We start from the raw sequence: 6871 nt of genomic DNA, 5'->3' as shown, positions 1-6871 counted from the left end.
AACCTCACCGGCGAATATCGCTGGCCAAAGCCTTAGCGTAGGATTCCGCCCCCTCCCGCAAACGACCCCTAGCCTGGTGATCGCCACCACATTGCCGGGCTGCAAGTAGTCGAGCATCCGGGCCAGCTCGGGCCGGTTGCGCTTCGCCCCGGAAACCTTTTCCTCAAAGATGCGGATGCAGCCGGCCGCGCTGAGCGCGGCGCGCTGCTGGTCGAGGTCTTGGCCCTGGGTGGAGACGCGAGCATAGCCGATCATCATGGGGGCGGATTCCTGTCGCAAGTTATGTCGCAGGTCTCTTACCACTTGCGACAAAGACATGCGACACGAAATGTCCTGATTTACCGGGGGCGGCCGGTCTGTCGCGGGTTTTAGAATTTGTGCGACAACGCCTTTTGTCTACACATGCCAAAGCCCGATGTGGGTTTACAGATCCCCTATCGGGGACTCTAAAGTGGCTTTTTTATCCACTTGGCGACAAGCCCGATGATACCCTCTCGAAATAGCATAACCGTCAGGACGAAGATGCATCCCTGTATGACAATAACCCAGGCCCCAAATGTGGCGAGGTAATTCTGCATGGTGACGACGACAGCCGCGCCCAGAATTGGACCAAAAACAGTTCCCATACCGCCGATCAATGTCATGAGAACCACTTCTCCAGACATCGACCAATGGACATCAACGAGAGATGCCAATTGAAGCACCAATGCCTTCGTTGATCCGGCAAGGCCGGCGATCGCTGCCGAGAGGACGTAAGTCATCAGCTTATAACGATTGACGTCGTAACCCAGCGATATGGCACGGGTTTCGTTTTCACGGATCGCCTTTAGCACCTGACCAAAGGGCGAGTGGATGATACGATAGATTGCCAGAATTCCGCCGAGGGTTATACCCAAGACGACAAAATAGAGCATGAAGTCGGATCTAAGGCTGATAAGTCCGAAGAGATTGCCGCGCGGGATCGCCTGTATTCCGTCTTCGCCTCCCGTGAACGGCGCCTGCAGAGAAAAGAAGTATACCATTTGCGCAAAGGCCAGTGTCACCATCGCGAAATAGATACCCTGGCGTCGGATGGCCAGAGATCCGATAACCAACCCCAGCATGGCGGCTGAAGCGACACCGAGCAAGATGCCTAGTTCCGGTGACACGCCCCATACTTTGACCGCATGCGCGGCGATATAGCTGGCAATCCCGAAGTAGGCGGCATGACCGAAGGAAAGCAATCCCGTAAAGCCAAGCAGAAGATTGAAGGCACAGGCGAACAGCGCGAAGCACATCACCTTCATCAGAAAAACGGGGTAGAGAAGAAAGGGTCCGACCAGTCCCAGACCGAGCAAGGATAGAAAGATGATCGCGTGATGTGGTTGCATTCCAAGCGTCGGATTCTGAACCGACGTCGACTTAGAATTGATATCCGTGATGACGGCCATCAGATTTCCCTCCCAAAAAGACCTGCCGGTTTGATCATGAGCACGATAGCCATGATGATGAAGATAACGACTGACGATGCCTCGGGGTAGAAGACCTTGGTTAGGCCCTCGATGAGGCCGAGGCTAAAACCGGTCACGATGGAGCCCAGAATAGAACCCATGCCGCCGATAACGACAACGGCGAAGACGACGATAATGAGGTCAGCGCCCATTACCGGATTGACCGAGTAGATGGGCGCAGCCAACACCCCGGCAAAGGCTGCAAGTGCCACTCCGAAACCATAGGTCAACGTGATCATCAGCGGGACGTTGATCCCAAACGCACCGACCAGAACGGGATTTTCCGTTGCGGCCCTGAGATGTGCACCCAGCTTCGTTTTCTCAATGACAAACCACGTAGTAAAGCAGACGACAAGCGAGGCGATCATGACCCAAGCACGATAGTTCGGCACGAACATGAAGCCGAGATCCTGCATGCCCGCAAGCTGTGGGGGAATGCTATAGCTCAGTCCCGAAATCCCGTACTGATTGCGCAGCAGACCCTGGATAATCAAGCCCAGCCCGAATGTCAGCAGCAGACCGTAAAGGTGATCTAGACGATAGAGCTTTGACAGAAGGAACCGCTCGAGAATAATGCCGCTGACGCCGACGATAATGGGTGCTAACAACAGGGCACCCCAATAACCTACACCACAGTAATTTAGCAGCATCCACGCTACGAATGCACCTAGCATGTACTGCGCACCATGCGTAAAATTGATGATGTTCAGCAGTCCAAATATGATTGCCAAGCCTAGCGAGAGGATTGCGTAGAAGGATCCGTTGATTAATCCGAGCAGCAACTGCCCAAATAAAGCCTGCGGCATTATGCCAATTAGCTCAAACATGAGTCGCTCTTCCGAGAAGGCGTATCGCGCCGCGACTATACGCAAGCGAAACGCGTTGAATCAAAACATTCACATACGGAGAAACTTCGAAAGACCCTGCACCTTTCAGAAGTCGGCAGTATGCGAGCGCTGACATGAGATCCGCGCTCGCCGGTCGTCGTCAGTTACAACTTGACGAGGAAGCAATTGCCGTCTGTCATCGGACGAAAAGCCTTTTCCGCAGGGATGGTTGCAAGAGTATTGTAGTAGTCCCAGGGGTATTTGGATTCCGACGGCGTCTTGACCTGGAAGACATACATATCATGGATCTTCCGACCGTCTTCACGGATGCGCCCTTTACCGAACAGCACATCATCGGTCGGCGTGGCCTTCATCTGCGCCATAACTGGCAAGCTGTCCTTGTTGTTGATGGCCGCGACTGCCTTCAGGTAGTGCATCAATCCCGAATAGATTCCGGCCTGGGCCATGGTTGGCATGGCACCGTTCATCTTTTCACCGAAGCGTTTCGACCACTTGCGGGTGCCTTCGTTGGCATCCCAGTAGAAGGCATCGGTCACGATAAGACCTTGGCCCGCTTCGAGGCCCAGAGCGTGCAACTCACTGATGAACAAGAGCAGGCTTGCGATCTTCTGCCCGCCCTCGATAATCCCGAATTCACGTGCCTGCTTGATTGCCCCCGTGGTGTCGGCGGCTGAATTCGCAAGTCCGATAACCTTCGCGCCAGACGCCTGTGCCTGAAGCAGGAACGAGGAAAAATCAGTACCGGGGAAAGGATGATGGACGCTTCCGGCCAATTTTCCGCCATTCTCTTTGACGATGGCGGCGGTGTCACGTTCCAGTGCATGCCCGAACGCATAGTCAGCAGTCAGGAAGAACCAGGAATCGTCGCCTTTATTCATCAACGCCGTTGCTGTGCCATTTCCTAGCGACCATGTGTCATAGGCCCAGTGGATCGTATTAGGCGAGCATTTGGATCCCGTGAGATCGGATGTGCCACCACCCGAAACTATGACGATTTTGTTTTTTTCTCGGGTGATTTCCGACACCGCCAACGCCGCAGATGAAGTCGGAAGGTCCATGATGACATCGACGCCATCTAAATCGTACCACTGCCGCGCGATGCTCGATGCGACATCCGGCTTGTTCTGATGGTCCGCCGAAACGACTTCGACCTCGATAGTGCTGTTGATAGACTTGAAGTCTTCGACCGCCATCCTCGCAGCAATGACAGAACCTTCGCCCGACAGGTCGGAGTAAAGCCCAGACCGGTCGTTGAGAATGCCTATCTTGACCTTGATAGGTTCCTGCGCAAAGGCGGCGCCTGCAACAAGTAAGGACATTGCAGCGGCAAAAAAGCCTGATCTTAAATTCATCTCTCTCTCCCTTTTGATGAATTTCGTGTCACACCCCGAGATAGGCGTGCAATTTGTCGATATTCGCATCCATCTGGTTATTGGGTATCATGTCGATGACCTTGCCCTGCTCCACGATGTAATGGCGGTCGGCGACGGTCGATGCGAAGCGAAAGTTCTGTTCGACGAGAACGATGGTGAACCCCTCATTCTTGAGCTGCTCGATGGTACGCCCGATCTGCTGTATGATGACGGGCGCCAGTCCCTCGGTCGGCTCATCCAGCAACAGGGTTTTGGCTCCAGTGCGGAGGATGCGCCCAATGGCCAGCATTTGTTGTTCGCCGCCCGACAGCTTCGTCCCCTGACTAGAGGCGCGCTCCTTCAAGTTCGGAAACAGCTGGAAGATACGCTCGAGCGTCAGCCCGCCCGGCTTAACTTGTGGTGGAAGAAGCAGGTTTTCCTGGACATTCAGCGACGAGAATATCCCACGTTCTTCCGGGCAGAAGGCGATGCCGGCGCGCGCAATTGCCCGGGCGGGAAGCCCAATGGTTTCCTGACCTTCGAAGACCACAGAGCCGGAGCGCTTGCCGAGCAAGCCCATGATAGCCTTGAGCGTTGTCGTCTTTCCGGCCCCGTTGCGCCCAAGAAGCGTGACGACTTCGCCGGGTTGGACACCAAAATCGATGCCGTGGAGCACATGGCTTTCGCCGTACCAGCCCTGCAGGTCTCTGACGCGTAGCAGCGCTTCCTTGGCTACAGGAGGAGAATAAGTTGCAAGTTCCGCATCACGCATGTCCGGCTCCGATATAGGCTTCGACGACACTTGGATTCTTGGAGACCGTCGCGTAATCGCCCTCGGCAAGCACCCCGCCTCTCGCAAGAACAGTGATGCAGTCGGAAAGGGAGGCGACGACCGACAGATTGTGCTCGACCATCAGGATTGTCCGGTTCACGGATACCCGCTTAATAAGCGCCGCGATCCGCTCAACGTCCTCCTGGCCGAGACCCGCCATCGGCTCGTCGAGCAGGAGCATCTCGGGATCGAGCGCCAGTGTGGTGGCGATTTCCAGCGCCCGCTTTCGGCCGTAGGAAAGATCCGCCGCGATCACGCCCTCGAGTTGTAACAGACCTACTTCAGCAAGCAAAACGCGAGCTCGGTCATCAAAGCCGGCAATGATCTTCTGTGAGCGCCAAAAATCGAAGCTGTCTCCCCGGGTTCGCTGCAGGGCAATGCGCACATTCTCCAGGGCAGTCAGATTTGGGAAGACCGAAGAAATCTGAAACGAGCGGACCAACTTCAGCCGCGCGACATCGGCAGGCGACTTTGTTGTGATGTCCTTACCCTTGAAGATGATTTTTCCGTGCGTCGGGGTCAGGAACTTGGTCAAGAGATTGAAGCATGTCGTTTTTCCGGCCCCGTTGGGACCAATAAGCGCATGGATCGATCCCGTCCGGATCGAGAGATTGACCTTGTTGACCGCGACGAACCCCTTGAATTCCATGGTTAGGTCGGAGGCAGTAAGGATCACCTCATCGCCGGGCACTGACTTTTCTGTTTTACTTGAAGAAAACTGCATTCAACCTCCTCACCGCAATGACCTATACTGAGTATCACCATGCAACAATCTGCATACGCTTCGGCCTGTACTTTTAAGATCTGATCGGATCCTGGTCCCTAGAAAGACTCGCCTTGAAGACATGAACCGAAGACAATGCCTGCCGCGCCCACATGCGAACAGGGCCGATCCTCTGGCAACCTTTCCTCCCCGAAATTTGCCCTTATATTGGATATCAATGTAGAATTTTAATCTACTTGCCTTAATATATCAACTATTTAATATGGAGATTTTTCCATCCTATGATTTCTCTCTAAGTCACTATTATTTATTCATTTTTTATCAAAATGGCTCTGAAATCATTCACGTTGGTATATGTCGGTCCGGTGACGACTAGTCGCTCTGTCGCTTCGAAGACGGAATACGCATCGTTCTGATCCAGATACTGTGAAAGCTCTATACCCATGTCGCTGGCCAGACGAATGAAATCCGCGTCAATCCAGGCCCCTGCATTCCTTTCGGAACCATCAATGCCGTCCGTATCACCGGCAATAGCGGCAATTCCGTTGGAATCCCCTAGAGCAAGAGCCAGAGCCAGCAAAAACTCCGAGTTCCGGCCACCGCGGCCATTCCCCTTCATCGTCACCGTAGTTTCGCCGCCAGACAGGATGACGCACGGGCCTCGGATAGGATCACCGTGATCCCTTGTCGATCTGGCGATGGCAGCATGCACTTTAGCCACCTCGCGCGCTTCGCCTTCAATAGCATCGCTGAGGATGAGCGGGGAAATGCCCAGAGCCCGCGCCCTAGCCGCTGCAGCCTCCAGCGCCATGCGTGGAGTAGCCAGCACATGGACGACGGCATCGACAGGCTGAACGGCGTTTGTGTTCTGCCCTATCGCACGAGCCATGGCTTCGGTGAGCGTGATCTCGTAGGCGCGCAACAGGTCCAGCACCTGTTCCGGATCTGAATGTTCGAAAATCGTTGGTCCTGAACCAATGGTGTTGACATCGTCTCCCGGAACATCGGAAATTAAGTAGGTAACCAGCCGGGCGGGACACACCGCCGCGGCAAGCCGCCCGCCTTTCACGGCAGACAGTGCTTTTCGCACCTGATTCATCGCACCGATAGGTGCCCCCGACCGCAGCAACTCGTGGTTCAGCCGCTGCTTATCAGAAAGTGTCAAGCCAGGAGCAGGCATGCATAGAAGCGCTGAAGCGCCGCCAGAGATCAAGCAGACGACCAGATCGTCGGGGCCGGCAGAGCGAGCAATCTCCAGAATATGGCGACTGGCCTGCTCACTGGCATCATCCGGTATCGGATGTGCCGCCTCTACTACCTTGATATAGCGCGTCGGGACGCTATGGCCGTATCGTGTCACGACAAGCCCTTCCGGCCCGGCGTGACCGGCCGCCAGCCAGGCGTCCTCGAAGGCCGCGGCCATCTGCGCGGACGCCTTACCTGCCCCGATGACGATTGTCCGTCCCTTCGCCGGAAGAGGCAAACAGGCGTCGAACTTGCCGGCCGGCTGCGCAGCCACAAGAGCGGCGGAGAACAGCTCTCTCAATATCATTTCATCGCTGGTCACATCACGTCTCCCAATAAAGCGAAGTTCGGTTTGCAGGATAGGCATCCGTACCAATCTC

7 protein-coding genes are annotated in these 6871 nt (G+C 55.1%); all 7 read right to left on the bottom strand.

Going from position 1 to position 6871, the window contains the following annotated elements:
• On the bottom strand, positions 1–258 hold a 258-nt coding region (locus ACFPLB_RS14595), incomplete at its 3' end, for a recombinase family protein (protein WP_378230919.1).
• Between the two features lie 188 nt (positions 259–446).
• A complete protein-coding gene (locus ACFPLB_RS14590; RefSeq protein ID WP_378230921.1) occupies positions 447–1421 on the bottom strand; it encodes a branched-chain amino acid ABC transporter permease in 975 nt (324 codons plus the stop codon).
• 8 nt (positions 1422–1429) lie between these two features.
• Positions 1430–2317, bottom strand: a complete 888-nt coding sequence (locus ACFPLB_RS14585) for a branched-chain amino acid ABC transporter permease (protein ID WP_378230917.1) — start codon at positions 2315–2317, stop codon at positions 1430–1432.
• 164 nt (positions 2318–2481) lie between these two features.
• Positions 2482–3690, bottom strand: coding sequence for an ABC transporter substrate-binding protein (locus ACFPLB_RS14580; RefSeq protein ID WP_378230915.1), 1209 nt, complete (start codon positions 3688–3690; stop codon positions 2482–2484).
• Between the two features lie 28 nt (positions 3691–3718).
• Positions 3719–4462: an ABC transporter ATP-binding protein gene (locus ACFPLB_RS14575; protein ID WP_378230913.1), complete on the bottom strand. Its 744-nt coding sequence runs from the start codon at positions 4460–4462 to the stop codon at positions 3719–3721.
• Positions 4455–5246, bottom strand: a complete 792-nt coding sequence (locus ACFPLB_RS14570) for an ABC transporter ATP-binding protein (protein ID WP_378230911.1) — start codon at positions 5244–5246, stop codon at positions 4455–4457. The genes ACFPLB_RS14575 and ACFPLB_RS14570 overlap by 8 nt, the downstream gene beginning before the upstream one ends.
• 307 nt (positions 5247–5553) lie before the next feature.
• Entirely contained in the window at positions 5554–6813 is a 1260-nt protein-coding gene (locus ACFPLB_RS14565; protein ID WP_378230909.1) for a glycerate kinase type-2 family protein, read from the bottom strand.
• Positions 6814–6871 lie beyond the last annotated feature (58 nt).

This window comes from Aquamicrobium segne (genome assembly GCF_042656785.1).
GTDB lineage: Bacteria > Pseudomonadota > Alphaproteobacteria > Rhizobiales > Rhizobiaceae > Mesorhizobium > Mesorhizobium segne.
This window is presented reverse-complemented; position numbering and strand designations above follow the sequence as displayed.

Excerpts from the sequence above, each read along its gene's own strand:
- ACFPLB_RS14570 (WP_378230911.1), bottom strand. The coding sequence starts at position 5,246 with ATGCAGTTTTCTTCAAGTAAAACAGAAAAGTCAGTGCCCGGCGATGAG.
- ACFPLB_RS14585 (WP_378230917.1), bottom strand. The coding sequence starts at position 2,317 with ATGTTTGAGCTAATTGGCATAATGCCGCAGGCTTTATTTGGGCAGTTG.
- ACFPLB_RS14580 (WP_378230915.1), bottom strand. The coding sequence starts at position 3,690 with ATGAATTTAAGATCAGGCTTTTTTGCCGCTGCAATGTCCTTACTTGTT.
- ACFPLB_RS14575 (WP_378230913.1), bottom strand. The coding sequence starts at position 4,462 with ATGCGTGATGCGGAACTTGCAACTTATTCTCCTCCTGTAGCCAAGGAA.